The organism is Opitutaceae bacterium, from assembly GCA_015075305.1.
GTDB lineage: Bacteria > Verrucomicrobiota > Verrucomicrobiia > Opitutales > Opitutaceae > UBA6669.
In genome coordinates, this window is record JABTUS010000001.1 from 76,453 (window position 1) to 102,888 (window position 26,436).

General features: G+C 59.2%; 19 protein-coding genes and 1 tRNA gene. 6 read left to right on the forward strand and 14 right to left on the reverse strand.

Features of this window, described 5'->3' with window-relative positions:
• The first annotated feature begins 8 nt into the window (after window positions 1-8).
• The 3 genes from HS122_00305 to HS122_00315 are packed head-to-tail and all read left to right on the forward strand — an operon-like array spanning window position 9 to window position 3,959.
• Window positions 9-1,907, forward strand: a complete 1,899-nt coding sequence (locus HS122_00305) for a hypothetical protein (protein MBE7536838.1) — start codon at window positions 9-11, stop codon at window positions 1,905-1,907.
• A gap of 58 nt (window positions 1,908-1,965) precedes the next feature.
• Window positions 1,966-2,940 (forward strand): ABC transporter ATP-binding protein, encoded by a 975-nt coding sequence (locus tag HS122_00310; GenBank protein MBE7536839.1) that lies wholly within the window; start codon window positions 1,966-1,968, stop codon window positions 2,938-2,940.
• A 38-nt stretch (window positions 2,941-2,978) separates the two neighbouring features.
• Window positions 2,979-3,959: an ATP-binding cassette domain-containing protein gene (locus HS122_00315; GenBank protein MBE7536840.1), complete on the forward strand. Its 981-nt coding sequence runs from the start codon at window positions 2,979-2,981 to the stop codon at window positions 3,957-3,959.
• Here the strand turns inward: HS122_00315 and HS122_00320 are convergent.
• The 5 genes from HS122_00320 to coaE all read right to left on the reverse strand — a co-directional run bounded on the left by HS122_00320 (window position 3,956) and on the right by coaE (window position 10,653).
• Entirely contained in the window at window positions 3,956-5,074 is a 1,119-nt protein-coding gene (locus HS122_00320) for a type II/IV secretion system protein (protein MBE7536841.1), read from the reverse strand. The two genes, HS122_00315 and HS122_00320, sit on opposite strands and share 4 nt — an antisense overlap.
• Window positions 5,075-5,202: 128 nt before the next feature.
• Window positions 5,203-6,285, reverse strand: coding sequence for a type IV pilus twitching motility protein PilT (locus HS122_00325; GenBank protein ID MBE7536842.1), 1,083 nt, complete (start codon window positions 6,283-6,285; stop codon window positions 5,203-5,205).
• Between the two features lie 26 nt (window positions 6,286-6,311).
• Complete coding sequence (locus HS122_00330; GenBank protein ID MBE7536843.1) at window positions 6,312-8,024, reverse strand: type II/IV secretion system protein; 1,713 nt, start codon at window positions 8,022-8,024, stop codon at window positions 6,312-6,314.
• Window positions 8,025-8,059: 35 nt separating this feature from the next.
• Window positions 8,060-10,018 carry a transcription termination factor Rho gene (rho, locus tag HS122_00335; GenBank protein MBE7536844.1) on the reverse strand — a complete coding sequence of 653 codons (1,959 nt, stop codon included), beginning with the start codon at window positions 10,016-10,018 and terminating at the stop codon, window positions 8,060-8,062.
• Window positions 10,019-10,068: 50 nt separating this feature from the next.
• A complete protein-coding gene (gene coaE / locus HS122_00340) occupies window positions 10,069-10,653 on the reverse strand; it encodes a dephospho-CoA kinase (protein ID MBE7536845.1) in 585 nt (194 codons plus the stop codon).
• Between the two features lie 109 nt (window positions 10,654-10,762).
• Between coaE and HS122_00345 the strand changes: the two genes are divergently transcribed.
• Window positions 10,763-12,307, forward strand: a complete 1,545-nt coding sequence (locus tag HS122_00345) for a YifB family Mg chelatase-like AAA ATPase (protein MBE7536846.1) — start codon at window positions 10,763-10,765, stop codon at window positions 12,305-12,307.
• A gap of 8 nt (window positions 12,308-12,315) precedes the next feature.
• On the opposite strand, the gene HS122_00350 is transcribed toward HS122_00345, so the two are convergent.
• The 7 genes from HS122_00350 to HS122_00380 form a co-directional block, all read right to left on the reverse strand.
• Complete coding sequence (locus tag HS122_00350) at window positions 12,316-13,329, reverse strand: adenosine deaminase (protein MBE7536847.1); 1,014 nt, start codon at window positions 13,327-13,329, stop codon at window positions 12,316-12,318.
• Window positions 13,330-13,367: 38 nt separating this feature from the next.
• Window positions 13,368-14,489 (reverse strand): aminopeptidase, encoded by a 1,122-nt coding sequence (locus HS122_00355; protein MBE7536848.1) that lies wholly within the window; start codon window positions 14,487-14,489, stop codon window positions 13,368-13,370.
• A 126-nt stretch (window positions 14,490-14,615) separates the two neighbouring features.
• Window positions 14,616-16,235, reverse strand: a complete 1,620-nt coding sequence (locus HS122_00360; GenBank protein ID MBE7536849.1) for an MFS transporter — start codon at window positions 16,233-16,235, stop codon at window positions 14,616-14,618.
• Window positions 16,236-16,463: 228 nt separating this feature from the next.
• Window positions 16,464-17,120: a hypothetical protein gene (locus HS122_00365; protein ID MBE7536850.1), complete on the reverse strand. Its 657-nt coding sequence runs from the start codon at window positions 17,118-17,120 to the stop codon at window positions 16,464-16,466.
• Between the two features lie 46 nt (window positions 17,121-17,166).
• Window positions 17,167-18,573, reverse strand: coding sequence for a Gfo/Idh/MocA family oxidoreductase (locus HS122_00370; GenBank protein ID MBE7536851.1), 1,407 nt, complete (start codon window positions 18,571-18,573; stop codon window positions 17,167-17,169).
• 28 nt (window positions 18,574-18,601) lie between these two features.
• Window positions 18,602-19,072, reverse strand: a complete 471-nt coding sequence (locus HS122_00375) for a DoxX family membrane protein (protein MBE7536852.1) — start codon at window positions 19,070-19,072, stop codon at window positions 18,602-18,604.
• Window positions 19,073-19,183: 111 nt separating this feature from the next.
• The gene (locus HS122_00380) at window positions 19,184-21,418 is read right to left on the reverse strand and encodes a hypothetical protein (protein ID MBE7536853.1); all 2,235 of its coding nucleotides are present in this window, start codon (window positions 21,416-21,418) and stop codon (window positions 19,184-19,186) included.
• A 75-nt stretch (window positions 21,419-21,493) separates the two neighbouring features.
• On the opposite strand from HS122_00380, the gene HS122_00385 reads away from it, so the two are divergent.
• Window positions 21,494-24,193: a hypothetical protein gene (locus tag HS122_00385; GenBank protein ID MBE7536854.1), complete on the forward strand. Its 2,700-nt coding sequence runs from the start codon at window positions 21,494-21,496 to the stop codon at window positions 24,191-24,193.
• 25 nt (window positions 24,194-24,218) lie between these two features.
• Here the strand turns inward: HS122_00385 and HS122_00390 are convergent.
• Window positions 24,219-24,303: transfer RNA gene (locus tag HS122_00390), tRNA-Leu, on the reverse strand.
• A 118-nt stretch (window positions 24,304-24,421) separates the two neighbouring features.
• Between HS122_00390 and HS122_00395 the strand changes: the two genes are divergently transcribed.
• Window positions 24,422-25,342: a serine acetyltransferase gene (locus HS122_00395; protein ID MBE7536855.1), complete on the forward strand. Its 921-nt coding sequence runs from the start codon at window positions 24,422-24,424 to the stop codon at window positions 25,340-25,342.
• A gap of 21 nt (window positions 25,343-25,363) precedes the next feature.
• Here the strand turns inward: HS122_00395 and HS122_00400 are convergent, their stop codons facing one another.
• Window positions 25,364-26,419, reverse strand: coding sequence for a quinone-dependent dihydroorotate dehydrogenase (locus HS122_00400; GenBank protein MBE7536856.1), 1,056 nt, complete (start codon window positions 26,417-26,419; stop codon window positions 25,364-25,366).
• Window positions 26,420-26,436 lie beyond the last annotated feature (17 nt).

Genomic DNA, 26,436 nt, shown 5'->3' on the forward strand with positions numbered 1-26,436 from the left:
CCCGTCTCGTGCTCCTCTTTTTGATCAAGACCCTGGGCTGGACCATTGCACATGTTCCCGAGGGCTGCCTGCACGTTTTTTCCAGCGGTCTGGGTGAGATGATCTTTTGGATGCTGCGGAAACGACGGCGCATAGTCCTGAGCAACCTGCACCACGCATTTCCGGAGAGACCGGAGGCCTGGCGTCGAGAAATCGGGCGCCGGTCGAGCCGGCGCATGATCGAGACCGGACTGCTCGCCTGCGCCATGCCCTTTCTCGATGACCGGCGCCTGCGCCGAATTGTGACCCTCAGTCCGGAAATCGACGAATTCCTTTCCGAACACGCCAGGAAACCGTTCCCTGCGCTCATCTGCACCGTGCACCTGGCCTACTGGGAAGCACTCACCGCCGTGTCGCTTGACCGGAAGCCTCCCGTGCCGGAGCTTGGCGTGATTTTCCGCCCGCTGGACAATCCCGCGCTAAACGCATGGGTAACCCGCTCACGCGAGCGTTTTGGCGCCCGCCTTCTCTCAAGGCGCGACGGCATGTCCGAGGCCATGAGAATCCTCAGGAGGGGAAACATTGTCGCTTTGCTCTTCGATCAAAATGCCGGCGACAAGGGCGCCTTGACCACCTTTCTTGGCCGCATCTGCTCCACCAGCGAACTTCCCGGTCTCTGGACTGAGAAATTCTCCGCCAGGGTGGTGGCCGTGTTCCCCCGGCGCCTCGGATTCTGGCGAGCCGAGATCCACGCCGATCTCCTGCCCCGGCGCGACAATTCCACTGCGGTCACACTCGGCCTCAACCAGTGGCTCGAGGAAAGGTTGAAAACCGAGGATGATCTTTGCGCGTCCTGGCTCTGGATGCACAATCGCTGGCGGACGCAGGACCGGCCGGAAAATCGACTGAGGCTCGAAGCGCGGAGAAACCTGCTCGACGCCGAGATCGAGTTCCGGCAGTGGCGCAGGCTTCCGCGGAAGACACGGATTCTGGTGCGCCTTCCAAACTGGCTCGGCGATGTGGTGATGCTGATTCCGCTGCTGCGCTCCCTCAGGGTTTCCCGTCCGGATGCCGAGCTCACGCTCGTTGGAAAGGCGGCGTTTCTCCCTTTGATGGAGGCGGCCGGTGTCGTTGATCACTACGAACCCCTCCCTCCGCGCGGCATCGGCTACTGGCTGCATTTCCGCGCACTTCGCCAGCGGTACATTGACGTCTGCATACTCTTCACAAATTCGTTCCGGGGTGACCTCGAAGCCTGGCTTACAAAGGCACCCCAGCGGTTTGGCATTGAGCGGCCCGGAAGACCCCGATTCCGGCTCACGCACCGATTTCAGCTGGATGGCGGACACGATGAGGCGCGGATGCATCAGCTCGCGCTCTGGGAGAATTTTCTTCGACACTTTGGATTGCGCGCCGCACCAGATCGCCGGCCGGTTGTCGCGCGCTCCGAGCCAGGACACGGACCCATCGGCCTCATCGCGGGTTCGGAGAATCTCCCGGCGAAGCGCTGGCCGGTGCGGCACTGGCGCGCATTGATTGAAGCGCTGCCCGGGCAGTCTTTCATCCTTTTCGGCACCATCGCGGATCGCGTCATCACTGAGTCGGTTGCGTCAGGACTTCCAGTCGATCGCGTCGAAGATCTCGCCGGCCGGACTGACCTCAGGCAGTTCATCGAACGACTCCAGACCTGCCGTCTGCTCATAGCGAACGACACCGGAGGAATGCATCTGGCGAACGCCTTCGGCGTGCCGGTCATCGGTCTCTTTGGTCCAACGAATCCATTGCGCACGGGTCCGGTATTCAGTTCTCCAGTACGCATTTTGCAGCCTCCCGAATGCCCGCCCACAGGGGGCGGCTCGCTTGAGCTGCTTCAAGTGGATGCTGTGGTGGCAGAGGTGCGCACCCTGCTCGGCCTCCCCCGGCAGTGAGAATTTCGTTGCTGATGCGCCAATCGAGCACCGTGCTGGTCTGAATTAACCCATCTCCGTGCCTCTCCTGTCGGTAAACGAGCTTCGCACCTACTTTCACACTCGCAGCGGCGTCTATCGCGCGGTTGATGGTGTGAGCTTTGCCCTGGAGGCGGGCGAGACGCTTGGCATCGTTGGGGAATCAGGCTCGGGAAAGTCCGTGACCTGCTACTCGCTCATGGGGCTCATTCCGCAGCCTCCCGGTCGCATCGAGGGCGGGACAGCGTTTTTCGACGGCGTGGACCTGCTGCGGTGCTCTCCACGGGAAGCCAGGGGAATCCGTGGGAAGCGCATCGCGATGATTTTCCAGGACCCGATGACCTCGTTGAATCCCTACCTTCGGATCTCCGATCAGTTGATCGAACCACTCCTGATTCACCAGGACATCTCGCGCAGTCAGGCGCTTGACCGCGCCCTGCGGATGCTGGATGCGGTTGGAATCAACGATGCGGCGAGCCGGATTCACTACTACCCGCATGAGTTCTCGGGAGGAATGCGCCAGCGAGTCATGATCGCCATGGCGCTTGTCACCCAGCCGGAGATTCTGATCGCGGACGAGCCCACCACAGCCCTGGACGTCACTGTGCAGGCGCAGATACTCGAGCTGATCAAGCGGCTTCAGAAGGAATTCAACATGGCGGTGATCTTCATCACCCACGATCTCGGCGTGGTTTCGGGACTCTGCGACCGGGTGCAGGTCATGTACGCGGGTCGGATCGTGGAGACCTCGGACACACGAACGCTTTTTCATCAGCCACGCCATCCGTACACGCGGGCGCTCCAGAAGTCCATTCCCTCCCTGCAGCCCAGGGGTTCGGAGCTTTTCACCATCCCTGGCATGCCACCGGATCTCTCGAAACCGATTCCCGGCTGCTCCTTCGCTCCGCGTTGCGCCTTCGCGCGCCCAAAGTGTCTCGAGCGCGAACCGCGCCTCGTTGAATGCGCACCTGGTCACCAGCAGGCCTGCATTCGCGTGCAGGATGGGGAGATTTGATTTCCGTGACACTCAATCCACGTCGATCACCACACATCATGGCCGAAACGATTCTGGAGCTCAACGACGTCAAGACCCACTTTCCCATACACAAGGGCTTTCTCCTCCGCAGGCGGGTGGGCGCCGTGAGGGCAGTGGACGGCGTTTCCCTCAAAATTGCACGCGGTGAGGTGGTCGGGCTTGTGGGTGAATCCGGCTGCGGAAAGTCGACACTCGCAAGAACCATACTTCAGCTGCTTCCGACAACGGCGGGCACCGTCGTGCTCGGAGGCAGGAATCTTTCAGCACTTTCGCCGAGGCAGCTCGCCGCGGAGAGAAAGGGGCTGCAGATGGTTTTCCAGGATCCCTATGCATCGCTGAATCCCAGGATGACGGTTTTTGACATGCTGGCCGAACCGCTTCTGGTCCACCGAATCTGCAGTTCATCCGAGGCTCCGAAGCGTGTTGCCGAACTCATGGAGCGCGTCGGGCTCGCGTCGCGTTTCATGCAGAAGTACCCGCATGAGTTCTCCGGCGGGCAGCGGCAGCGAATCGCCATCGCACGCGCGCTTGCGCTGAACCCCAGTGTGATCATTGCGGACGAACCGGTGTCGGCCCTCGACGTCTCGATCCAGGCGCAGATCTTGAACCTGCTCGCGCAGCTCGTGCGCAACATGGGACTCACGCTGATTTTTATCGCGCACGACCTGTCCGTCGTAAAGCACATCTCCGATCGCGTGGCCGTCATGTACCTGGGAAAGATCGTCGAACTCGGCGATGCCGCCACCGTGATCGAGCGCCCGCAGCATCCCTACACCCGGGCCCTCGTGAGCGCCATCCCGATTCCTGATCCTGACGTCGAACGCGCAAGGCGTCGCATTGTTCTGCCCGGCGACCCTCCCTCCCCGATTCACCCACCCCGCGGCTGCGCCTTTCATCCCCGCTGCCCATACGTCCAGGAGCGCTGCAAGGCCGCATTCCCACCGCTCAGGGACTACGACGGCCGTGAAGTCGCCTGCATCCGCGCGGGGGAAATCTAGTCGGCGGTCACCGCAAGCACATCCTCAAGGGATGCAATCCCCGTCTTCGCGGCTTCGAGGCCCGCTTCTCGAAGCGTGCGCATGCCATTCCGCAGTGCGGCTTCGCGCAGGCGTGCCGCAGACGCCCCCGTCACGATCAACTCTCGGATGCCGTCGTCAACACAGAGAAATTCATGTACGCCCAGGCGGCCGTTGAATCCGGTATGCAGGCATTGGGCGCAACCGCCTTGATCCGGTGCGCATGATGAACACCGACGCCGCACAAGGCGTTGCGCAAGGACGCCGACAAGCGCCGAAGCAATGAGAAAGGGCTCGATGCCCAGATCCACCATTCTTGCCACTACACTGGCAGAGTCCGGCGTGTGGAGCGTCGTGATGACAAGATGCCCCGTCAGCGCCGCCTGGACCGCCACTCGAGCGGTTTCAGGATCGCGCATTTCGCCGACCATGATGACGTCTGGATCATGGCGAAGAAAGGACCTCAGCAGCGATGCGAAATCAACACCCGCAACCGCGCTGACCGAAGCCTGCATGACACCTTCAAGATCGTATTCCACAGGGTCCTCGGCGGAAAGCATCTTGAGTCGAGCGGAACCAAGCTCAGCCAGCGCTCCGTACACCGTCGTCGTCTTGCCAGAACCGGTGGGGCCCGTCACGACAACCAGACCATGGGACGATTTCAGGCACTGTCGGAATCCCGCGAGAGCGTCTGACGACATTCCCAGTGATTCCAGTCCACGCAGCGAATTTCGCTGGTCGAGGATGCGCGCCACGATCGACTCACCGGAAATCGTGGCAATTGTCGAAACCCGCAGGGCCACCGGACGGCCATCGACTGAGAATGCTATGCGCCCATCCTGTGGCAGGCGGCACTCGGCGATGTCGAGGTCTGCCATCACCTTGATTCTCGAGGCGATCAGGGCCATCCAGGAGATGGGTTTCCTGGCAATCGGCCGAAGGACGCCGTCCACGCGCATTCTCACCGAGACGAGGGATTCGAAAGGCTCGAAATGGATGTCCGATGCACCATCGCGAACCGCCTGTTCCAGCGTCTGCCGCAGCCAGATCGTTACATCCGATCCGCCTTCCGCCACAGCGGAAACCTGAGCTCGCAACGTGGATGCGGCCCGCTCCGTTTGTGCATTCCCGAAGTCGACGGACCTTGTCGACAGAATGCCGTCATGCGCAGGGGCGGTGGACCCTGATTGCCTTTTCGCCATCGGATGAGTGCGCGGCCCGGGCGCTAGAGAGCCCGAAGCTTGAAGCCGAGCTGGGTCAGCTTTTCCCTCATCGTTATCGGATCCTGCGCCTTTTCCATCGCCTCGTCTGGCGAGACCATCTCGCGGTTCACCAGACTCATGAGGTGCGTGTCCATGGTGATCATTCCAAGATTCGCGCCGGTCTGAATGTCGGAGGTGATCCGAAAGGTCTTGTTTTCGCGGATCAGCGAGGCGATCGACGTGGTGTTGATCATGATCTCGTATCCCGCGATGCGCCCGCCTCCCGTCTTCTTGCACAGCACCTGGGAAATGACCGCGACGATTGAGGAAGCGAGCTGTGTGCGAATCATCTCCTTCATGTTGGCGGGAAACGCGTCGACGATGCGGTCGATCGTCTTTGCAGCGCTGTTCGTGTGCAGCGTGCCGAAGACGAGGTGACCGGTCTCTGCGGCGCTGATCGCCGCTTCGATCGTCTCCAGGTCGCGCATTTCACCCACGAGAATGATGTCCGGGTCCTGGCGCAGCGCGCGCCGGATCGCCTCCGAGAACGACGGCACATCGACACCGATCTCACGCTGCGTCACGATGCACTGCTTGTGGGGATGATAGTATTCGATCGGATCCTCGATCGTGATGATGTGCCCGTCGCGATGCTCATTGATGTAGTTGATCATCGACGCCAGTGTCGTGGATTTGCCCGATCCGGTCGGCCCGGTGACCAGGATCAGGCCGCGCGGCCGATAGAGGAGTTCCTTGATCCGATCGGGCAGACCGATGTCACGCAGTCCGAACATGCGGTTCGGAATCTGGCGGAGGACCAGGCCGTAGCTTCCCTTGGCCTTGAGTATCGAGACGCGAAAACGCGCCCGATCCATATAGGCGAAACCAAAGTCTGAACCGCCGTTGAGCTTCAGGTTCTGAACGTGGTTGTCCGGGGCGATGGAAAGGACCAGTTTTTCCGTGTCGTCCGGTCCGAGATTGGGTCCCTCGATCGGCACCATGCTTCCACTGATGCGCAGGGTTGGAGGCTGGCCGACCTGGCAGTGGAGGTCAGAGGCATTCTGATCCACGACCAGTTCGAGAAGATCGTTCATTTCATAGCTCATAATTCCTTCACGTCATTTTTTCGTCATCAGGTGTTCGACAACACCTCCTCCAGCGTTGTCAGTCCCTCGTTGACCTTTGCAAAGCCATCCTCCCTGAGAGTCCGTCCTCCGCGGTTCCTCCAGCGTGCGCGCAATTGCGCTTCGGTTGATCCATCGTGAATGGATTCATGAATCCCAGGATCGATTTCCAGCAGCTCGAACAAGCCGATTCGCCCTGAATAGCCCGAACCAGAGCATTTGTCGCATCCGGCGCCCTTGAACGCGCGGATGCTGACCCGCCCATGGTCCAGCCCCTCGGTGACGCGAGGGTTTGTTGGCGAAAGTGCATGCGGAATCCGGCAGTGGGGGCAAATCCGGCGCACCAGCCGCTGGGCCAGCACACCCTTCAGGCCTGCGGAAATCATGAAGGGTTTCACTCCAAGATCGCGCAGTCGCGTGATCGCTCCGCAGGCATCGTTGGTGTGAAGTGTGGAAAGGACAAGATGCCCCGACATCCCCGCATTGGCCGCGAGGTCTGCAGTCTCCCGATCCCGGATCTCTCCGACCATGAGAATATTTGGCGCCTGACGAAGAAGCGCCCGCATGGCGCGGGCAAATGTCATGCCGATTTCCGGACGAACCGGCACCTGATTGATCCCCTGCATCTGATATTCGACGGGGTCCTCCACCGTGACGATTTTTCGTCCGGGCACATTGAGTGAGTTCAGCACGCCGTAGAGCGTGGTGGACTTTCCGGATCCCGTGGGTCCAGTGACCAGAAGCAATCCGTCCCCTCTTGAAGTCAGGCGACTCCACGCATCCAAACTGGTTCGATCAAAACCAAGATCGGAAAGGCCCAGATTCGAACCGGTGTCATTGTGCATCCGCATGACGACACTTTCTCCGTGCGTCGTGGGAATGACCGAGACTCTTAAATCGACGGGAATTCCCTTGTACTCCTGGCGCAGACGTCCGTCCTGCGGACGCCGCCGTTCTGCAATCGACAGACGCGAAAGGATTTTGATGCGCGCCACGATGGACGAATACTGGGTCGCTGAGGTCCTGCCCACTTCATGCAGCACACCATCCACTCGATTTCTGATGCGCACGAACGAACCCAACGGTTCCAAATGGATATCCGAGGCGCGACGGTCCAGGGCGTCGGTGAATAGTTTGCGCACCAGCTCACTTATCGGCTCATCCTCAAGGTTGCTTAGTCCTCCTTCCGACAGCCCCTCTGACTTGGGAACGTCCCCCAAACCCATTTCAACATATTCAGCAGGCCCCGGTCCGGCCTCCTCTCCAACCGATTTGCATTCAATATCATAGAACTCGGCTATGGCCCGCTCGATTTCCGCGGCTGGTGCCAGGACGGGCTCGATTTCGACTCCTACCAACTCGCGAACAGCGTCGATCCGTTTCTGGTCAAAAGGATTGCTTATCGCAAATCTGAAGAAGCTGCGGCCGGCTTCGATAGGAACCACCTGGTTGCGCCGCGCGAAATCGGCGGGCATTCGATCCAAGGCGTCGATGGCCACAGAACCACGCGAAAGACTGAGGGCGACAGGAAGTCCGAAGGCATGGGCAAGTGACTCGGCCTGCGACCAAGCGATGGCCGGCGGGCCATCTTCGCATCTTGATTCTGGTGACGCAGAGGGTTCCCCAACGCCTACTCGATCTGAAAATGCATCCTTCTTCCCCAGCAACTCTCCCGACCCGATTGGGGCTGCCCGAACGAGAAACTCGCCGTCACCTTTCATGAGGAGAAGGTGACGGCGGGTTTCATGGTTCCCAGTTATCTGGCCAAGCTCATGAGGAACTCAGCGTTTGATTTCGTTTTCTTCAACCGCTGTATCAGCATTTCCATCGATTCAACGGGACCGATGCCCTGCATGGTGCGCCGCAGACCATAAACGCGCTGCAATTCGTCCGGATGGTATATGAGCTCCTCTTTGCGGGTGCCGGATCGGAGCATGTTGATCGCCGGGAAAATCCGCTTGTCGGATAGTCCGCGGTCGAGATGAAGCTCCATGTTTCCCGTTCCCTTGAATTCCTCGAAAATGACTTCGTCCATCCGGCTGCCGGTATCGATCAGCGCACTGGCCAGAATCGTCAGGCTCCCTCCGCCCTCAATGTTGCGGGCGGCGCCGAAAAAGCGCTTGGGGCGCTGGAGAGCTGTCGCCTCCATGCCTCCCGACATGATCTTGCCCGAATTTGACGCGAGAGCGTTGTAGGCCCTCGCAAGACGGGTGATCGAATCCAGCAAAATCACAACATGCTGGCCGCGTTCCACAAGGCGTCGCGACATCTCCCCAACCATTTCCGCGCAGTGCACGTGACTCTCCGGCGTTTCATCAAACGTCGAGGAAACCACTTCTCCCTTCGTGTGCCGCTTGAAGTCCGTCACCTCCTCGGGTCGTTCATCGATCAAGAGCAGGATGAGTTTGACCTCGGGAAAATTCTCCGAAACCGAATTGGCGATGTTCTGAAGCAGCACGGTCTTTCCGGTTCGCGGAGGGGCCACAATCAACCCGCGCTGTCCGAATCCGACCGGAGTCAGCAGGTCCACCGTGCGCATTGAAATGTCCTTCTGCACTTCCGGCGCCTCGAGCAGGATCCGTTGAAGCGGATAGTAGGGAACCAGCTCTTCAAAGGGCGTGACGCTGTTGGCCTCCTCCGGAGCGCCGCCCATCACGCGTTCGATCCTTACCGCTGCCGGACACCGTTCCTCACCAATGGGCGCCTGGACCAGGACTTCGAGCGCATGCCCGCGTTTCAGGCCGTAGCGCTTGACGAGGGCCTCGGGCACATAGGAGCTTTCCGGATACAAACGATAGCTGACGTGCGAGTGCACGACAAAGCCATGGCCACGGTCCGAGAGATCGAGCCAGCCGCGATCGCGGATCGCACGCTTCTGTTCCGCAGCAGTCTTGAAGATCTCGCTTAGAAGCGTCCGCCGCGGCTGCTGCCCCTCTACCGTCGCACCGAGCTTTCGAGCAAACGCGGTCAAGTCCGCGAGTGTCAACGCGTACAGGGCATCCAGTTGTATCGGTTCACCTTCGCCTAGCGAAAGCTCCGTCGCCCGTTGCTCGAGCGCCGCAAGATCCGCAAATCGGCTCGGGTCCGGAAGATCACCCAGCTTGGGCGCAAGATTGGGTGGAGGTGGTTGCGATGGGTGCTGGGGCCCCCGCTCATTGGAGTTCTGCTGCCAGGGCTTGCCGTGCTTGTTTCGCTTTTCCTTCTTGAGCTGCTTCCAATAGTCGCGACCACGAAATTCCCGGCTTGGAAAACTCGCGGGCTGGCGCTGCCCATTGTCTGGCAGATTCTCGCCGTCAGCGGCTGGTGCGGCGGACGGTGGCGTCGGTGCATCCAACTCACTGCGGGCGCTTTGGGAAGCAGCCATCTCCGATCCCGCATCGTCCGGCGCGGCTGTCTTGTCTTCGCCAGCCGCGTCCTGGTCGCGCGAGCGGGGACTGCTCCCCGGAGGAGGAGAGTTCGGAATAAAAACCTCCCGTTCAGTCGGACGCTCCTCGCGTTTGTCAGGTGCCTGCTGGCGAACAACGGATTCAATGACCGGCTCGGGAGGACTGGATTGTCCAGCAGCAGGCTCAAGCGGCAGCTCGGCCGTGGCAGCCACCGATTTCGCGCGCTTGCGCGGTGCTTTTACGGATGCGGCCCGGGTTGTTTTCGCACGGGGGCGTTTGGGCTTTTGCACCGCAGAATCTGATGATCGAGCCTTGGAAGATTTTTCCATGGTATGTCTAGAAATTAGGATGAATTCGAACCGGACAGCTACTCCGCCCGTCAGACGCGAATCCCGAGCTGACCTACGAGCGCATCGACTTGAAGTCGCAGGAAGTCAGATGTGCCGTCATTGCCGATTACAAAGTCGGCGAGTTCCACTTTACGGGCCAAGGGCAATTGCTTGGAAATGCGAAGTTCGGCATGCGCCCGGGTCATTCCGCGCTTCTCCAGCCGAATCAACTGGTTCTCGGGAGTACTGGAGACGCACAGGGTGAAATCAAACCAATTTTCGAGTTGTTTCTCAAACAGGAGTGGAACTTCGAACACCCAGTCCCGAGTACGGTCTTCTCGAAGCATTTTTCGCCATATCGAAAACAACTTCGGAAGCAGAAGTTCTTCAAGCCATTGTCTGTCAGCATCATTTTCAAAGATTCGGAGTGCGAGATAACTGCGGCGGACAGCTCGATCTTCCGACAAGACCATCGAGCCAAAATAGCACACCAATGAGTCCAGAATCTGTTCATTTACAAGCAACTGACTGCGAATCACTTCATCAGAATCCAAACGTGCAAGACCACGGCCTTCCATAAGCCGCGCAACCGTCGACTTCCCGCACCCCATTCCTCCCGTGACGCCAATAACCATATAACCACTATTTAATGCCAGTTAAATGCATATTTGGCTTGATAAGGCAATACTGCAATTCTTCTTAGATTGTGATGCTCACACGGGAAATTCCATTCAGATACGCTCCATGCTCGCCACCCTAAAATCCGCGGCTCTTCAAGGGATCGATGCTGAGCTCGTTCATGTTGAGGTCAACACTGGGGAAGCTGGAACGCCCGACCTGATTCTCGTCGGGCTTCCGGACACCAGCGTGAAGGAGTCGCGCGACCGCGTTTCCTCGGCGGTTGTCAACAGCGGATTCGAGATGCCTTGGTCGCGCACGACCATCAATCTTGCTCCGGGAAGCATTCGCAAGGAAGGCCCATGCTACGATCTCCCCATCGCCATCGGACTGCTGATCGCCACCGGACAGCTTGTCGGTGCGTCACTTCAGAATTTTCTGATTGCTGGTGAGATGAGCCTGTCAGGCGCAACCCGGCCCGTGCGCGGTTCCCTTGCGATGGGCCGTATGGCGCGACAACTGGGAATGAAAGGTCTCCTCCTGCCGGCAACCTCAGCCATGGAGGCGGCGTTGGTTGACGGCATTGAGGTCTACGCGATCGCTTCTCTCGACCAGGCATTTCGCTTTCTGAACGGAGAGATCCACCTGGAGCCTGTGAACCCCGGCAATGCGAGGCAGATTCTTTCCAGCGGATGCAATGACAGCCCCGGCGATTTTTCGGAGGTCAAAGGTCAGCATGTGCTGCGGCGCGCAGTGGAGGTCGCCGTTGCCGGCAATCACAACCTGCTCGTCCTCGGTCCACCGGGCTCGGGGAAATCAATGGTCGCCAAACGCATTCCTTCAATCATGCCCTCGCCCACGCAGGATGAATCTCTCGAAGTCCTGAGCATTCACTCTGCCGCCGGTCAAACACTTGCCGGAGGAGGAGTCGGTTTTGGGCGGCGACCTGTTCGCTCCCCTCATCACACCGTTTCTGACGTTGCACTGCTTGGCGGAGGCTCGATTCCCGGTCCCGGGGAAATCTCCCTCGCTCACCACGGTGTGCTCTTTCTTGACGAGCTGCCTGAATTCAAACGCTCGGCGCTGGAGGTGTTGCGACAGCCGCTCGAGGATGGACAGGTGACCATTTCGCGAAGTGCGGGAAAGGTCACCCTGCCCTGCGCCTTCATGCTCGTTGCGGCCATGAATCCCTGCCCCTGTGGCTACCTCGGCGATCCACGCCACCAATGCCGCTGCACTCCCACTCAAGTGCAGCGATACCGGGCACGCATCAGTGGTCCCTTGCTCGACCGCATCGATCTGCACATCGAGGCGCCTGCACTGACGCTTTCAGAACTGCGTACGGACACTCAAGGTGAGCCTTCATCGGCGATCCGATTGCGCACTGAGGCCGCCCGAAGGCGTCAGCATGACCGTTTCCAGGGTTCCCGCACGACATCAAACGCCCGGATGAATCATGCACAGATCCGTCAGCACTGTCGCCTGACTTCCAGCCAGGGAGATCTGCTTCAGGGCGCCATGGAAGAGCTCCGCCTCTCCGCGCGCGCCTACGACCGCATTCTCAAGGTCTCCCGCACGATCGCCGATCTTGCCGCCAGCGAAGCGATCGAAGACCAGCACTTGCTCGAGGCGATCCAATACCGCGGACTGGACCGTTCCCTTTTCCAGTGAGCGTCAATTCAAGGCCGTCCCGATTCCGCGGACAGGAGGACATGTTCGATCTCCGCGATCTCGGTCCTTCGCCGATCCTCTGGCAAGTCCGCCACCTCCCAGCCTGCCCTGGCCAGCGCGGCCAGTTCATTGCGGGAAAAGCCTCCCTGAGACGCGAGGGCCAGATATTCGTCTGCAATGGAATTCCCGAAAATCAGGGGATCATCCGTGCTTATCGTGCAACGAATTCCCTGATTCATGAACCTGCGCAGCGGATGCTCGCGTATCGATGGCACCACCTTCAGGTGGACGTTGCTGATTGGACACATGTCAAAGGTCGTTCCCGTGTCGCGCGCCAGCGCCAGCACCGCCGGATCCTCAATCGCTCGCACACCGTGTTGAACCCGTCGAACGCCAAGGTCCTCAATGGCCTCGCGCACGCGTGCCGCGCCATCAAACTCGCCTGCATGACACTTTGTGACCTTCCCGGCGGCCCTCACTCGTTCCCAAATCCTCGCGGTCCAGGCCTGCGTCGGAACCTGCTCGAATCCGTGAAGGTCAACTCCGGCGAGTCCCTCCCAATTCTCGAGGTCATCGATCGTCGCCCGAAGGGGACCATCGTAGTCCGAACGAAGCATGCCGGCAAAAATCCGCACCTCCATCCCCGCAGGAACCGCAGCCCGGATCGCCGCCACAATCTCCGGGCCGGGCACCCCGATATAGTGCGTCACTGGAAGATGGAACGACGTTTCCACATACCGCACGTTGCCCGCGACGTGCTTCCGAAAGATCGCTCGCATGGCCTCATGGTAGCGTTCGGCTGAGGTGAACCACGGCAGCGCATGGTTCAGCAGTGTTTCCTCAAATTCGGGAAAGGAGGCGAATCGATGGCTGCGTGAATGAAATGCCGGCGCCTCGGGATAAGCCTCGGGCTTCCACGCGCGAAGCAGCTCGTAGGGCAATGCTCCCTCCACATGAAGATGCGTTTCCGTCTTCGGCAGTGACTGGACAAACGCGCGAAGTGCAGGATCGGCGGTCGTCATCGAATGGCGCCCCACTCCACAGTGGGTTTCGTTCACAACTACCCCTTCCGTTCGAGCAGGTAATCCGGATTCAGCTTGTGCAGGGATTTTGGAACGAAAAGGCCGTCCTTGCGGATCAACCTGCCGTCAAACCAGATCTCTCCCCCGCCGTAATCCGGACGCTGGATGCAGACCATGTCCCAATGAACCTGCGAACGATTGCCGTTGCCCACACCCTCGTAGGCCTGTCCTGGAGTGAAATGGAAGGATCCCGCAATCTTCTCATCAAAGAGAATGTCACGCATCGGATGCAGGATGTGGGGATTGAATCCCAGGGCAAATTCACCGATGAAGCGGGCACCGTCATCGCTGTCCAGGATTTCGTTCAGCCGCCTGGTGTTGTTTGATGTTGCCTCGACAATCCGGCCCTTCCTGAAAACCAGTCGGATTCCATCGAATGAGGTTCCAAGATAGACCGTGGGGGCATTGTACTGGATCACGCCTTCCACCGAGTCCTTCACCGGGCAGGAAAACACCTCGCCATCCGGAATATTCCGAAGCCCACCGCACTCGCGGGATCCGATTCCCTTGATCGAGAACTGCAGATCCGTGCCCGGCCCCTTGATGTGCACTCGATCCGTCCGATCCATCAAGGTCTTCAGAACCTTCATGCCGGGGGACATCCTCGAGTAGTCGAGCGTGCACACCCTGAAATAGAAATCCTCGAACGCCTCGGTGCTCATGCCCGCCTGCTGAGCCATGGCGGAGGTCGGCCAGCGCAGCACCACCCACTTGGTGTCATTGACCCGATGATCCAGAACCGGCTTCATGATGCGGCTCACGAGTTGAACCTTGGACGGGGGCACGTCGGATGATTCAAAGATGTTCTCCGATCCGCGGACGGCGATGTAGGCATCCATTCTCTCCATGCGCTTCAGTTCGACCTCAGCATGAGGCTGGAACTGCGCCTCCTCGGCACCGAGCATCAGTTCGCGTGAGACGCGCGCTCGATGAATCTGCACGTAAGGATGCGCTCCGCGGGCACGCGCCGCGCGGATCAGCGCAATCACCATCGCATCAGGAATGTCAAAGGCGTCGATCAGGACCCGCTCGCCTCTGGAAAGGTGGGTGGAAAATCCGGTCAATCCCTCCGCCAGTTTTTCGTAGCGCGTGTCGATGATCATGATGCAAAGGAAGCAGCTAAGGTCACGGCCCTCATCCTCCGCAAGGTGAAACGAACAAGAAAGGCCGCACCGGAAAGTGCGGCCTCTCGAAATCCATCACAAATGGGAGGACTGCCTCTGTCTTCAGGATGCCGCCGGCTCAGCCAGGGTCAAAGGCTTGTAGCCTCCCTTGGACTTGAAGTACAACAGCAGGCAAAGATAGATCACCGCCATCGTGCCCGGAAGAAATGAATCCGCCACCAGTGTGCGACGATCGCCCTTGGTATCCGCATGGTGAACCGCCTTCTGGGCATCCGTTGCAGAATTGGCCGCGATGGCTGCCTTCGCTTCACCCAGCTTCTTGCCATCAAGACCGTGAGACTCCGCGAAGAACAGGAATTTGCTGGGCGTCGCTGCCTTGTACTCGGAATAGACGGCCGGATTGTCCTTCACGAGCTCCTCACCCGCAAAACGATCCTTTGCATAGCCCAGACCGGTTGAGCCAACAAGCCCGGCGGACATCATGCCAAGCCCTCCCATGATGGATATGGCAACCGCACCGGTGCGAGGAAAGCGGTCGGATGCCACAGCGAGCATTGTCGGCCACAGGAAGGTCTTTCCAACGCCGTAGACTGACAGGGCCAGAATAGCTCCGCCAAATGTTGCGATGCCCGAGGTCAGATTCAGACCCAGGCAGCCCATGGCCGCGCACACCAGCAGAATTCCAACCGGCGAAAGTCCGATCTTGCGCTCAATGAAGTCCGCGCAGAAGCGCAGAACGAACATCGTCATCGACGTGAAAACGAACAGGATCTTGCCCTGCTCCGAGTTCAGAATGTTGCCCGTGATGTTCTGGATCCAACCGTCGGTTCCAAGTTCGACGGCACCCAGAAGAATGTGCGCGATGAAGAGAACGAACAGGAGTCCCGACCCCAGTGCCCAGCCACTGGCTCCGCCAAAGGCGAAGAAAACGACGACGCCAATGGCGATGGCGACCCAACCCCAGCTGGGCCCCGTGAAAAACGCCGCCCCCGTCAGTCCTCCAAGCATGGGTCCGAGAGCATCCTTCGAAAACAGCCAGATGAAGAGCGCGATCACTGCCGACCCCAGGACTCCGACGTCCTTGAGCATCTCACCGAGCTTCAGGCCCTTCGCGGATGCCTCGGATTTCGGCATGTGCTGACCGAGGAACATGAGGCCGTATATCACCGTTGGCACCAGATAAATTGAGAGCTGCCACTTCCAAGGAAGCTGAAACCGGTCATCGAGGACCCACCCGCAGATTCCGCCGAGCACCAGGCCGGCCGGCCAGCTGGCGTGAAGGATGTTGAGATAGTGGGTGCGATTCGCCGGAAACAGCGTGGCCACCAAGGGATTTGCAACGGCCTCCAGCGTACCATTCGCGTAGGCGAAGATGAACATGCCCCAATACAGGCTGTTGTAGGCGCCGGCGCCGTTCGCGGCGAAAGTTACGATCGCCGACAGCACATGCAGGATGAACGCGAGACCGACCAGTTTGCCGTATCCGATTCGATCGCAGATCAAACCGCCGATGATGATTCCAAAACAGAAACCGGAGAAACCGGCGCCACCGATCGCACCGATCTGCGCGGCGGTGAAACCGTATTCGGTTCCCCAGTTGTCGAAGATGCCGCCACGGATTGCAAAACCCACGCCAGCCGCAAGGATTGCCATGAAGCCGGCCCATAGGAGGCGTTTGGCGTTCGGAGCGATGGCTCCGCCGCTTTGATCATTTGAGCTCATTCTATATTTTTGACGTGTTTCGAGGCTAATGAAAACCCACACACGCCGGCGGCGTCGAAACCGACACCGGCGACGTGATGCATGCGGCATTGCAGGTTCCGCAGACAGCTGGAGGCATGGGAACGAGGGACAATCAGAAAACGCCGAGACGATGAGCAGTCCCGGGAAAAGCAGCAAGGCGCATTTTCATGCGCCTTGCTTCGCAATCGGAAATTCCAGTATTCGGACCTATTGCTTGCCGAAAACTTCGACTTCGACGTAGTGGTTCAGCTCATCAGTCGTGTTGCCGGCGGAGCTCAGGCGAACATAGCGGCCCTTGGTCCCTTTTCCGTCAATCAGCCGGCCTTCGTTCGTTTCGATGTAGGCCGGATCGGTGCCCTTGCCAAGTTTGGAGGAATCGTCGTCATCGTTGTTGAAGAGCGTCGTCACCCCACTTTTGAACTCCGGATCGTCCGAAACCTGGACCACGACATCGTGATAGACACGAGCTTGCGAGTGATAATGCCAGACCAGGATCGCGGCTATGGTCGATTGGCTTCCGAGGTCGATCTGCACCCACTGCACGCCCGGTCCGAGTTCGACGAACGTGCCGTCTGCGCCACTCTTTTCGCCATCGGTGACATAATTGAGTTCGCCAATAACTGGAAACGTGTCTGACGAAGTGACCGGCTTCCCCTTGGAAATAAGCTTGGTTCCAGCCGGAACCATCAACGCAGGGCGCGGTCCGGTTCGCGGCTTTTCAAGATTCGGCAGCGTGATCGGCCGGGGCGTGCCCACGAACAGCGGCTTCGGCAGATCGAGAGCAAGGGGAACCTTGTCCTCAGCATGAACGGCGGCGCTGAACGCGCCGACTGTCAACGTGGTGAGTAAGAGTCGAGTGAGCATACGAAATGATTTTTTTGGAACTCCCGAATATGTGAAGAATCCCCGACTAAACGACAAAATCATCATGGCTCATGGTGAGCATCTTCCTGGCTTCAACAGCCTCATTGACCTTCAGGACTGTGACAGCGGATGCGAAGCCTTGTTCACCCGGACATGTGAGTGGTGTGCCCTTGCGAATGGCATCGAAAAAATTCTCGAGGTGCGGTTGATGAATGGGCTTGTCGAGAACAACAGGAATATTCCATGCCGAGAGGGCGGCGGTTTCACGCACGTCGACCACAGAAGCGCGTGGCGGCGCCAGTGTGAACTTGGGCTTGATCTCCTTTTCCCATGGCAGGCTGGGCGGGGCGGCCCCCTCTTCACCCGCTCCGGGTTTCGTGAGCAGGCCATTCTTGACGTACTGATCCCACTCCGGTGCACGAGCTTCCCTGTAGACCTTCGTATAGTTGGGATTCTCCGACATCTTGAGCGTCCCCTCGTCTCCCATGAAGCTCTCATGATACCCACCACCAGCACTTGTCGTCGTGAGCACTTCATAAAACGCACGTACATTCCCGGCTGGTGTCGAGAAATCATAGATGGCCATGACATTGTCATACCACTCGTGGTTCTTGTAGTAATCGACACCTCCACCCGCCATCACCGATACTGGATTTGCTCCCAGCATCCAGTTGAAGACATCGATCTGATGCGCTCCGAGATCTGAGATTGGCCCTCCCGAATACTTCTTGAACCAACGCCAGTTGCGGAACTGGTGCATATCCTCGTATCCATACTTCTCCAGGATGGCCTTGGGGATTTCATTCCTCGCGGTCCACCCCAGGTCATCGCTTACGGCGCGGTTCCAAAGCGCATTGATGTTCGTCACCCTGCCGAGGATCTTGTTCTTCCGGACGAGTTGATCGCGGGCAAAAAGGTACCTCGGATTGCTTCTTCGCTGATGTCCAATCTGCAGGAGCTTTCCCGTTTCCCGCGCGGTCTTCACCATCGAACGCGCCCCTTCGATCGTGTTCGACATCAGCTTCTCACAATAGACATGTTTTCCCGCCTTTAACGCCGCGTTTGTATGCTCCGCATGATACCAGTCGGGGGTCGCAACGATGACGGCGTCCAGATCCGGAACCGCTGACAGCATTTCGCGGTAATCCTCGAACGGCTTCACATCGTGCCCGAACTTTTTCAAAAGCCGCTCACCGTACGTGCGGTTCTCATTCCAGATGTCGCAAACCGCCCTGAAGCGAATATCCGGTATCTTCAACGCCGCATTCAGGAGAACACGCCCCTGTGCACCGGTTCCAATTACTCCGACATTCAGCGCCTGCGTCCCCCCCGACCCCGCCGGAGCCTGGGCGTTGGCAAGATAGGGGGACACAAGCACGACCGCACCCAAGCGGGTGCCCGAGGAAAGAAATGTCCGGCGAGTGAAGGACGATGATGTTGTGGACTCACTCATGCTGAAATCTCGGTGGGAGGAATTGGACTCATGAGCGATCGGGTACGATCGCAAAGCGATTGTGCCGGACGAGCAGCATGGCTCCAACCGTCAGGCCCACGTAGGTGCCAATCCAGATCGCCCCTTCGTCAGATTGCACCGCCATCAGACCGAAACCGAGTCCCACCCAGACAAGAGCCAGAAGGATGAGCGCAAGTCGCGTCTTGATGCCGAGAAGCAGCATGATGCCCAGGGCCAGGAAAATATATCCCAAGGGAAGCGCAAATGCCTTGGTCGCCCAGGAAGGGAGGAAGGAGGCGCCTGTGATTCCGCTGGCGATGCGCCCCATCGTCTTTCCATAGTTCTCGAAGGAATAGGTGCCGCCTGACTCGAACTTCTCCAAACCGGACAAGAATGCCCTCAATCCAAGAAAGAGGCGCAGAATCAGGAAGGCTGCGGTGTAGTTGCTCTTGTCGGCACAGCAGGTGCCTGATGCGGAGGAGTCGGTCGGATTGGGCATGGGACTTGAAGATTCGAAACCTGTCGGAAATGAAAATTCAACTGCGGCGATCTGCAAGTGATATTGCAGCGAAGGGGTCGGCTATTGGCAGTCGGAAAAGCAAGCCGGTCATTACGGCTCCTTCGGCAATGGAAGTGCAAGCTTGGATTTCCCCTGGCTCAGCGTGGCGGCAAAGGATATTTTTGCCTTCGGCGCCAACCATTCAATCGCTTCGCCATCCTCCAGAACTCGTGCACCGGGATCGTCGATTGACTCAACTTTGCGTCCCCCAGGCAGGCGCACGTGCACCCTGAGGACCCCAGGCTGCCGGCCCTCCGTCAACAGAACGTCCCCCATGACACGCCCGTTCTCCCCCATCTTCAGGGAATAGTTGATTCGCCCAAAATGAGAGTGAAACTCCGAGCCACCCACCGGCCCCCGGCCGAGCCAGGATCGATCGGCACCTCGCCCGAGATGAAGAGTCGCACCGTCCTCGAACACCAGCATGTCCCGAATCATGCGCACAACCGCGACCGGTGTCCAAAGGTGCTGACGATCGCCAAGGGTCTTCGCCGATCCCGGTTCCGGCCCCCGCTCCTCGCACCAGCTGTACAGCGGTGTCCCATGATTCAACGTCGCGTAGAGATAGCGGGCTGCAGCGTCGCCGTTGCCACGCATGAGGTGCGTCTCTCCCAGATTATCCAGGCTGATGGCCACCCACAGTCCATCCTCCATCCATCCCATGTGGATCGGAATGCCCCCAGGGCTCATCCTCGTCTCCATTTTTCGAATGGTACCGATGATGAGTGGATCGTCGGGCGCGAGCAGGCGGGTTGGAAAGGCGGCGTTGAGCGCACCCCATCGGCTGCCGCTTGTCTTGCCCGCAACCCCAGGTATCCATTCATCCCCGTCCTCCTTTATGGCCCCCTCGCGGATTGTAGCTATGAGGTCGCGGCGGGCGGTCTCGAGGTTGACCCGCAGCTCCTCCGCCTCCGCTTCCCGCCCGAGAACCCCGGCCGCCTCCAGCGCCATCGCGTCGGCGTGGACGGCCCAGATGTTGTGTGGAATGAATACTCCATAAAAGCTTCCATCATTCTTCAGCCCCGCGTCCCCCATGCCTCGCGGCAGCAATCCATAATTGACCGGCTTCCGTCCATCCACGAGCTGCCGTGTGCGCTGACGCGCGCGCTCCTGCCACCGGGAACTCGCGAGCATGCGTGGATACACATTCTCAAGAAACGCACGGTCCCGCGTCATCCGAAAATGCTCCATGACGAACCAGCTCTTGAAACCGGCGACCATCCATCCCGTGCGGGTCCAGCCGTTGGACTCGGCCCAGCACCCGTCGAAGTTCTGCATGTCGAGCGCTATCCGGTACCCGTCGATCGCCTCCATCGAAAGACCAGCCTGATCAAGACAAATTCCCGCCAGCGCTGGTTCAACTGGATTCGTCGAGCGATAGAGTTCCGTGCCCGCCAGCGTGCCAATGTAATCGCCGGGAAGCGGCTCACGCATGATGAAGATGTCCGCAAGGCCGGCATAGTAGGCCCGCCGAACACCCTCGTCTGGAATTTCAACGCGGGATGCGCGGCCGATCAGCTTTCCCCACACCGACTTCGCCTCTTCAAACTCGGCTGCCCAGTCACGGCTCCTCAGTTCGGGCAGCATCGACTCGTAGATTCGGTAGGGTCGTACGAACCATATCACCCGCGATTCGCCGGGACGCAGATTGACTGTCGGTGAAAGCACGTTCGCCGCCAGCGGATATTCATCCCCTCCCACCGCGCCAACAAGCACGCGATCCGCTCGCGCCATCCATCCGGCTATGAGCGCATCACGAGCGTTCTCCGCGAGTCCGGAGTCGACGAATGCAGGCATCACCCCGCGCCAGTTTCCAGGCACGCCGCACTCAACTGAGGCGCGATGCGAAACCGATGCATCGAGATTGGCGAAAGTCACGCGAACGAGCGTGCCTCGCTGCCCTCCGATCACTTCAAAGGTGGTCTGGACGGAGGCATCCGCGAACTCCGCCTTCACGCCCGGCATCCATCCGCCCAGTCTGCTCCAAGTCGAATGTTCGGCCTTTCGTCCGTCGATCACGGGCTGGAAAACAAGCTTCCACTGGGTCTGGGGGCCGAGGAAGTTTGCGACGGGAAAATTCATCAGTGTGTCGTAACTCCACGAGAGCGTCACCTTGCCCGGTTCGCAGTCGACAAGCGTCTTGTCCCCACTGTCAGGCGGGGCCACCGTCAATCGGTGGGGAGTCCCAAACGCATAGCCAAAATCCACATGGGGCGCGCTTGCAAGCACCGACGCCCATGAAGGGATGCCCATTGCAAAGACCGGGATTAGATATCGAAGTAGCATGCGGAAGTCAGGGTTTGAACGCCACAGCGTATGACAACCGAAAATCACCCACCCGATGCACGACACGATTTCTTCATGAGAAAATTCCAGCAATTCTTCACGAAAGTTCTGAACTGCAGGCTGGCGTGCATCGCCTTCGGCCTGTGCGCCGTCCCAGCCTTCGCTTCGGTGTCCGCCGTTTCCATACTCTGGAAGGAACGCTGCGCGGGTGGGCGTATTCAAGTCGACCGCGGCCGCATCCTGCAGGAAAATCCCGCCGTGGGGGCTGATGGCGGCTTTGTGCCCTCCTCGCAATCTGCCGGTCGTCGACTCGATCTCTCCATCGAAAGCAGTCCGATGCCGGGATCCCTGCCGACACTCGTGAGCATCTTCGCAGCACCGCGGGGCTTTACGTTTCGCCTCGGCGACGTCTCAAGCGCGTATCCCATCTTTCTGCCTGGCGACGGCGTTGTCATCACTTCTGGCGACGACACTCGCGACTACGATGAAATTGTGGCGAAGATCCGCTCGACTTCCCGCAGGACATCCTTGCAGCGCATCGAATCCCAGCCCGAGGCGAGCTTTTCTTCAGCCGCTGCAGCATCCCAGAACCGCGCAGCTGCAACCTGGCTGGGACTCAGCCGCGACATGCGACTTTTTCGCATCGATCCCCGTCTGGAAATCATTCAGCAAAAGTTCGCCGGATACGACGTGCGATTACCAGAAGTGCCGGCTCAGCCCTCCACCCTTGCCATTGAATGCGGACGCGGATGGGGAGCGCAGGATGTGATTCGCCGTCACCTTGACGAGGGGGGGCTGCCCATCCTCAGAGGGGAAATCGACGACGGCCCCATTCGCTATGGGTTGACTCTCTTCACAACGCTGGAGCGATCGCCGCTGACCGCAAAGGGGCTGCTGGGGACGGACTATCTTGTCGCCGACGCGCATGGACACGGCCACATGTTCACCCCGGAACAAGCGGAGGAGGAGAAGCGCCGGGCCGCTGTTGAAATGAACCGCACGGAGGAAGTGGTGCTCTACGGCCGCGTCGTGGCGGTCAATCGGGACGATACCCCACGCTATGCTTTCTTTCGCACCGCAATCCCGACATTGGCGACACCGGTGTCACCCAGGCTGCCGGACTGGACATTCGATGCCGCCACCGGTTTTGGTGGATATGCGTCCTCCGGCCGTGTTTTCGCGGTGAGCCGGCTGAATGGATCCCCACTTCCCGCCGAAGAGAACTCCCTGCTCCTTTTTCCGGGTCAAACAGCAGTGTTTGAATTCCTGGTTCCGCACAGGCCGGTGACGCGCGAGCGCGCTCAAGCGCTGGCAGTGGAATCGTTCGATGCCCGTCTGCGAGAGTGTCGCGACTTTTGGAGGTCAAAGCTGGCATCGGCCGCGCAGGTACGGCTGCCGGAGCTGCGAATTCAAGAGATGCTTCGTGCGGGCCTTCTCCACCTCGATCTCATCACCTATGGACGAGACCCGAAGGATCCGCTGCTTCCGGCAATTGGCATCTATACGGCAATCGGTTCGGAGAGCGCCCCGATCATACAGTTCATGGACAGCATGGGCTGGCACGAAACCGCCGCACGTGCGATCGATTTTTTCCTGAGCAAGCAGCGCGAAAACGGATTCATTCAAAATTTCAACGGCTACATGCTCGAGACCGGCGCGGTTCTTTGGACGATGGGAGAACACCACCGCTACACACGCGACGAAAGTTGGCTGAAGCGCGTCCATCCGAACATCACGCGCGCCTGGCGATTCCTGCGGGACTGGCGTCGTCGAAACCTGCAGCCCGAGCTTGCGCGTGATGGTTACGGCATGCTCGACGGCAAGACCGCCGATCCGGACGATCCGTACCGCTCTTTCATGCTCAACGGTTATGCCTATCTCGGCCTTGCCCGGACCGCTGAAATGCTCCGCGACATCGCGCCGTCGGAATCGGCGGAATGCCGGATGGAAGCGGATGCTCTGCGAGGGGATATCCGCGCGTCCTATGTCGCCGGCCTGGAACGTTCGCCGGTGGTGCCGCTCGGTGACGGCACGTGGATGCGGGCCTCGGCGCCATGGACCCGTTATCGGGGTCCCGTGATGCTGCACGCTGACGGCGGCAGGTGGTTTACCCATGGTACAATTACAGCACGCGACGCATTGCTCGGGCCGCTGTATCTGGTGTTTCAGGAGGTCATGGATCCAAACGACACCATGGCAACGGAGCTATTAACGACCCAAAGCGAGCTGATGCTGCTCAATCAAGTCGCATTCAGTCAGCCCTACTACAGCCGGCACCCATGGGTGCACCTCCAGCGCGGCGAAACCAAGGCCTTCCTGCAATCATGGTATGGTGCCCTGGCTGCGCTGGCAGACCGGGAAACCTATACTTTCAATGAACACTTCTTTCCGGTGAGCGAACACAAGACACACGAGGAGGCGTGGTTCCTGATGCAGACAAGGTGGATGCTTTACCTGGAAAGCGGCGAAACGCTCCGCCTCCTGGCGGGCATTCCCAGTGGCTACCTGATGCCCGGCTCGATTGTTGCGATTGACAATGCCTCATCCTATTTTGGCCCACTCACTTTCCGAGTTGAAGTGTCTGAAGACGGGCGGAGCGTCCACACCACCATTGATTGCCACGGCGATCGACGACCGCGCTCCATCGAGCTGCGCATTCCCCATCCGACTCACCGTCATGCCATTGCCGTCAAAGGCGGCGAGTACAATGGCACGAAGGAAGTGGTGACGATAGGGTCCTTCGACGGCCACGCGGACGTCACGGTAACGTATTGATGATCCGGCGGATAGCCTTGTAAAGTGGTGCTCAGGAAGGGACTCGAACCCTTACGCCTTTCGGCACACGCCCCTCAAACGTGTGTGTCTACCAATTCCACCACCTGAGCGGTACTTCTAGAAGGAAGGCGGACTAAGATAAAACCCAGCCACTCTGTAAAGCCCCAATTTTGATCTGCAAATCGGCTTTGACGTTCACCTCGCACCTCAGAAATTGAACCATTGGCCATGAATCTTGAGGAGATAACCCGCGCGCTGCTCGCGTCCTACGAAACCGATGGCGGAATCAATCACTTGGAAGGCACCAACCTGCCGTCCCAGGAATCGCTCAACAAGCTCTGCGTAGAGCTGATGTACCTCCTCTTTCCGGGATTCTTCGAGGCCACGCCACTGACCACACAATCGGTTGCCGCCGTCACCTCGCGGCGCATCCAGTTGATCCACAGCCAGCTCGTGACGGAAATCGAAAAGAGTCTCCGCTTTGAAAAGCACCCCAGTCCCGCCGCACAAGCCGAGCAGCACGCAATAAACTTTTTGAAGGCGCTTCCGGACCTGAGGCAGCGAGTGAAGACTGATGTCAGCGCCGCCTACGATGGCGATCCTGCCGCACGAAGCATTGAGGAGATCATACTGTCCTACCCGTGTGTCCTGGTCATCTCGCTCCAACGCATTGCTCATGTCCTCTACAAGATGGGCATCGCACTGCTTCCCCGCATGATCACGGAGTTCGCGCATGAGCGCACAGGCACGGATATTCATCCCGGAGCGGAAATCGGAACGCATTTTTTCATCGATCATTGCACCGGGGTGGTCATCGGCGAGACCGCCCGCATCGGCAATCACGTCAAGATCTACCAGGGTGTTACATTGGGAGCGAAGTCGTTCGTCACCGACGAACGGGGCCTCCCTGTCAAGGGAGTCCGGCGGCATCCCAAGCTGGAGGATCACGTCATTGTCTATCCAGGCGCCACAATCCTCGGGGGTGACACAATCATCGGTCAGCATTCCATCGTCGGCTCAAATGTCTGGCTCATGCAATCCATGCCACCCCACAGCATTGCCTACTACCAGGGCGACCAAGCCTCGATCATCCGACCCCGCAGATCGCGTGAAGCACTCCTCGAGGACGTTGGCGATTGGGTTATCTGACCCTCTTCGAGACCCGGAAGGTCAGAATCTGCGGTCTCGCTCCGACAAGGCTCGCGCTATGCGCTGAGGCAGGCCCGGACCTTCAAAAATCATCCCGGAATAGATCTGAACAAGGGACGCCCCCGCGTCCATTTTTTCGCCCGCAGCAGCCTCATCATCGATTCCACCAACCCCAACAATCGGAAGTCGGCCATTCGTTCGGAGCGACACATATCGAATCACATCGGTCGAACGGCTCCGCAACGGCCTGCCGCTCAATCCACCGCTTTCATTCACGCGTTCAAAGAATCCCGGTCGGGCAAGCGTCGTGTTGGTTGCAATGATCCCATTCAACCGGAAGTCATCGACTGCGGTCAAAACCGCGTCTATCTGCGGCCAGGAGAGATCCGGTGCGATTTTCAGCAGCACAGGCACCCTTCTGCCCGCCGCTGAGGCGTTCTCTCCTGCAATCTCTCCGAGCAACTCCCTGAGGCGCGTCTCATCCTGCAGTTTGCGCAGGCCCGGAGTGTTCGGACTCGATACATTCAACACCACGTAGTCCGCAAGGGGGGCAAGGCGACGAAAACTTGCAAGATAGTCACCCGTGGCGGCATCTAGCTCGGCAGCCCTGGATTTCCCAAGATTGATTCCCAGCGGTATCCTGCGCTGCCCAGGAGGAGCATGACCTTTCAATCGTTCGGCGACACTCGCAGCTCCGTCATTGTTGAATCCCATCCTGTTGATGACAGCCCCTTCCGACGGATACCGAAACAGCCGCGGCCGCGGATTCCCGGGCTGCGCCAATGCCGTGACCGTGCCAATTTCCACATGTCCAAAGCCCAGCGCCGCCGCCGCGGGCCAGGCTCTCGCATTCTTGTCAAATCCCGCAGCCAGACCGACCCGATTGGGAAATGTGAGCCCAAACAGCGAAACAGGCCGATACAGTGAAGGTGAAAGGCGATTCCTCAACTCCATCACTTTGCAGAGCGGAACGATGCGCCCCAGCCAGGCCATCGAATCGACGGCAAATTCATGGGCACGTTCCGCATCCATACGGAATAGAGCGGAGCGGAGCAGCGAATGATAAAGAAAATCCATGGGATACCGACTCTTGA

Coding starts and splice junctions, on each gene's coding strand:
- HS122_00330 (MBE7536843.1), bottom strand. CDS start 8,024: ATGAAAGGTGACGGCGAGTTTCTCGTTCGGGCAGCCCCAATCGGGTCG.
- HS122_00395 (MBE7536855.1), top strand. CDS start 24,422: ATGAATCTTGAGGAGATAACCCGCGCGCTGCTCGCGTCCTACGAAACC.
- rho (MBE7536844.1), bottom strand. CDS start 10,018: ATGGAAAAATCTTCCAAGGCTCGATCATCAGATTCTGCGGTGCAAAAG.
- HS122_00360 (MBE7536849.1), bottom strand. CDS start 16,235: ATGAGCTCAAATGATCAAAGCGGCGGAGCCATCGCTCCGAACGCCAAA.
- HS122_00325 (MBE7536842.1), bottom strand. CDS start 6,285: ATGAGCTATGAAATGAACGATCTTCTCGAACTGGTCGTGGATCAGAAT.
- HS122_00365 (MBE7536850.1), bottom strand. CDS start 17,120: ATGCTCACTCGACTCTTACTCACCACGTTGACAGTCGGCGCGTTCAGC.
- HS122_00400 (MBE7536856.1), bottom strand. CDS start 26,419: ATGGATTTTCTTTATCATTCGCTGCTCCGCTCCGCTCTATTCCGTATG.
- coaE (MBE7536845.1), bottom strand. CDS start 10,653: ATGGTTATTGGCGTCACGGGAGGAATGGGGTGCGGGAAGTCGACGGTT.
- HS122_00375 (MBE7536852.1), bottom strand. CDS start 19,072: ATGCCCAATCCGACCGACTCCTCCGCATCAGGCACCTGCTGTGCCGAC.
- HS122_00385 (MBE7536854.1), top strand. CDS start 21,494: ATGAGAAAATTCCAGCAATTCTTCACGAAAGTTCTGAACTGCAGGCTG.
- HS122_00345 (MBE7536846.1), top strand. CDS start 10,763: ATGCTCGCCACCCTAAAATCCGCGGCTCTTCAAGGGATCGATGCTGAG.
- HS122_00380 (MBE7536853.1), bottom strand. CDS start 21,418: ATGCTACTTCGATATCTAATCCCGGTCTTTGCAATGGGCATCCCTTCA.
- HS122_00315 (MBE7536840.1), top strand. CDS start 2,979: ATGGCCGAAACGATTCTGGAGCTCAACGACGTCAAGACCCACTTTCCC.
- HS122_00350 (MBE7536847.1), bottom strand. CDS start 13,329: ATGACGACCGCCGATCCTGCACTTCGCGCGTTTGTCCAGTCACTGCCG.
- HS122_00370 (MBE7536851.1), bottom strand. CDS start 18,573: ATGAGTGAGTCCACAACATCATCGTCCTTCACTCGCCGGACATTTCTT.